The organism is Streptococcus suis, from assembly GCF_002964045.1.
Taxonomy (GTDB): Bacteria; Bacillota; Bacilli; order Lactobacillales; family Streptococcaceae; genus Streptococcus; species Streptococcus suis_U.
The window spans coordinates 1-1,554 of sequence record NZ_POPB01000226.1; the positions used below are offsets into that span (position 1 = coordinate 1).

Annotated in this window: 1 pseudogene; it reads right to left on the reverse strand. The window is 42.0% G+C overall.

Features of this window, described 5'->3' with window-relative positions:
* A pseudogene (locus C1E99_RS02105) lies at positions 1 to 1,445 on the reverse strand (IS1182 family transposase); the annotation flags it as partial.
* Positions 1,446 to 1,554: the final 109 nt, after the last annotated feature.

The window sequence follows — 1,554 nt, forward strand, 5'->3', positions numbered from 1 at the left end:
TTCAGATTGAAGACAAACATCTCGCTTGATGTTTGTCTTTTTCTGTTTATTGGTCTGATAGTCCGTCTTTTTGCCAGAATAGTGGCTATTTGGACAAAATAAAAAGGCTTCCCTGCCCTCATTTTTACCAATTTCTTGAGATTTAAACACGCCAAAGTCAGTCCAACCTTATCCTCCATTTTGGACTTGCCTTTCTCTCTTGTGTAACGAAGATTGTGGTACTCTTTGGCTGTCCCAAAGAGGCGTTCAATGGTTTCTTTCCGCTTCTGGTAGAGCTCCTTCATACCTTTCCTGTGCCGAATCTCTTCACAGCTTTCTAAAGCCTCTTTCCAAATGTGTCGAGTTACCACTTTCTGCTTGTTCTTGCTTTCTGTACAAATTGATAGAAGTGGACAAGTAGCACAGATAGCTGAGTCACTCTTATATTCCCGATAACCTTCTCTGGTTGTAGTGCGATAGGTTAAGACCTGATTCTCAGGACAGATATAACAGTCATAGTATTCATCATAGACAAAATCCTTCGAGCGTAGTTTCCCTTTCTTTCCTTTCGGTCGTGTATACGGAAAGACTGGAGTAATCTCTTGTTCTAGGAGGAAGCGAGCGATACTTGGGGTCTTATAGCCAGAATCGGCAACGAGAAAACTAGGCTGAAAGGGTTGGAGTTTAGTGAAGAGTACAGGAAAGGCCTGGCTGTCATGGACATTGCCAGCCTCCACGCTATAAGCCAGAGCCCAACCATGCTTGTCACAAGCAACCTGAGCTGTATAAGCAAATACTTCCTTATGGTCCCCTTTATGAAACCAGCCACTTTCAGGGTCAGTTGTAGAAATTTTCTTAGCGATGGGTCCCTCCTCTTTTGCGGGCCCTAGCGGCTTTTTTGCATGCTTTTCTCTATCCCTGTTAATTTCAATCTCTAGCTGGTCACTCATAAACTTGGCTTGCTTTTCAATTTCACGATTGATGAATTTACGATTATTCGCCGCAGCCTTGATATGGGTACCGTCAATGAAAATTTCTGTTGGATCTATGAAGCCTGCATTGACGCAGAGACCTAAGATATGGGTGAAAATGCCTTCAATAACTTGTCTATCTTGAAAACGACGGACATAGTTCTTTCCGTAGGTAGTGAAATGAGGCACCTTATCATCCAGTCGAAGACCAAGAAACCAACGGTAGGCAGTGTTGACTTCGATTTCCTTAATGGTTTGACGCATGGAACGAATGCCGAAGAGACACTGAAGGATTGGAATTTTAATGAGCAGAATAGGGTCAAGACTAGGACGCCCTGTATCATCGCTATAGCTATCTGCGACTAAGTCATAGATAAAGGAGAAGTCAATAGCTTCCTCTATTTGACGAAGGAGATGATCTTGAGGAACAAGGTCATCTAAACTGTAGAAACCAAATTGACCGAGATTGTAGTCTGGATTTTCTTTGTGTAACATAGCGATTCTCCCTCTGCTTATTAGCTAGTATTCCTATCTCTATTATACTACTTTACATATGAAAAAGCCGTTAGAAATATAATTCTAACGACTTTGTCTTCAGTCTGAA